The following is a 1,521-nucleotide window of genomic DNA, read 5'->3' as shown; positions in this document are numbered from 1 at the left end:
CCTTCCCACCCGGCTTCGGCTACGCCTCCGCCCCCCTCCCCCGCAGGGGGAGGGGGAGGCCAACTCTACCTGAACTTCCTCAGGCCTCGCGGCCCCTGACGGCCGGCGCCGGCGCGCTTGCCCAGCCAGTCCTTCCAGTCGGGCCAGTTGCGACGGCGTCCGCCGCCGTCGGCCCATTCCGGCCCCTGTTCGGCGTTGAACACGGTGACGTCGGCCAGACCGCCCTGTTTGAAATTCTGCAGCCGCACCCCCTTGCCGCGCCCCATCTCGGGCAGTTCGTCCAGCGGGAAGATCAGGGTCTTGATGTTCTCGCCGATGGTCGCGACATGGTCGGCCGTCGGCGTCTGCGGGATGCGCAGCATGGCCAGCATGTCGCCGTTCAGCACCTGTTTGCCGCCCCGCTTCTGGGCCAGGGTGTCGTCTTCCGGCGCGATGAAGCCATAGCCGGTTTTCGACGCGATCAGCAGCTTCCCGCCCGGCTGGTGCGCCAGGACGTTGATGATCTCGGCCTTCTCATCCAGGTCGATCATCAGCCGCAGCGGCTCGCCATGCCCGCGACCGGACGCCAGCTTGTCGGCCCCAATGGTGAAGATCCGCCCGTCCGACGCCCCGACCAGCAGCTTGTCGGTCGTATAGGCCGGCACCAGATAGGCCAGTTGGTCGCCTTCCTTGAACTTCAGCTCCGACGGATCCTCGACCTTGCCCTTGGCGGCGCGAATCCAGCCGCGCTCTGACAGGATGACGGTGATCGCCTCGCGGGGAATAAAAGCCTCGGGCGCGACGAAGGCCGAGGTGTCGACGGCGTCGGCGATGGTCGTCCGGCGCGGCGAGATCAGCGCCTTGCGCACAGCCTCCAGCTCCTTGGAGATGGCCTTCCACTGCTTGCCTTCCGAAGACGTCAGGGCCTGCAGGTGCGCCAGCTCTTCCGAGAGTTCCTTGAACTCCTTCTCGATCGTCATCTCTTCCAGACGCGCCAACTGACGCAGCCGGGTGTCGAGGATGAAATCGGCCTGGACCTCGGTCAGGCCGAAGTGCGCGATCAGGACGGCCTTGGGCTGTTCCTCCTCGCGAACGATGCGGATCACCTCGTCGATGTTGAGGAAGACGATGCGCAGGCCTTCCAGCAGGTGCAGCCGCTTCTCGACCCGCGCGATCCGCCACTGCGACCGGCGGTTCAGAACCTCGCGGCGGTGATCCAGGAAGGCCCTCAGGCAGGCCTTCAGCCCCATGACACGCGGGGTGCCGTCTGCATCCAGCACGTTCATGTTGATCGGGAAGCGCACTTCCAGATCCGACAGCTTGAACAGGCTCTCCATCAGCATCTCGGGCTCGATGGTGCGGTTCTTGGGCTCCAGGATCAGGCGGATGTCCTCGGCCGACTCGTCGCGCACGTCGCCCAGCAGGGGCGCCTTCTTGTGCTCGATAAGGTCCGCCAGCGCCTCGATCAGGCGCGACTTCTGCACCTGGTACGGCATCTCGGTGACGATGATCCGCCACACGCCGCGCCCCAGGTCCTCAGTC

The 1,521-nt window shown here is 66.2% G+C and carries 1 protein-coding gene; it reads right to left on the bottom strand.

The features are described from left to right. Positions 1-65: 65 nt before the first annotated feature. Positions 66-1,521: DNA gyrase subunit A (locus ER13_RS17260; RefSeq protein WP_035311374.1), on the bottom strand; the 1,456-nt coding region annotated here is incomplete at its 5' end.

It is taken from the genome of Brevundimonas sp. EAKA (assembly GCF_000698025.1).
Taxonomy (GTDB): Bacteria; Pseudomonadota; Alphaproteobacteria; order Caulobacterales; family Caulobacteraceae; genus Brevundimonas; species Brevundimonas mediterranea_A.
This window is presented reverse-complemented; position numbering and strand designations above follow the sequence as displayed.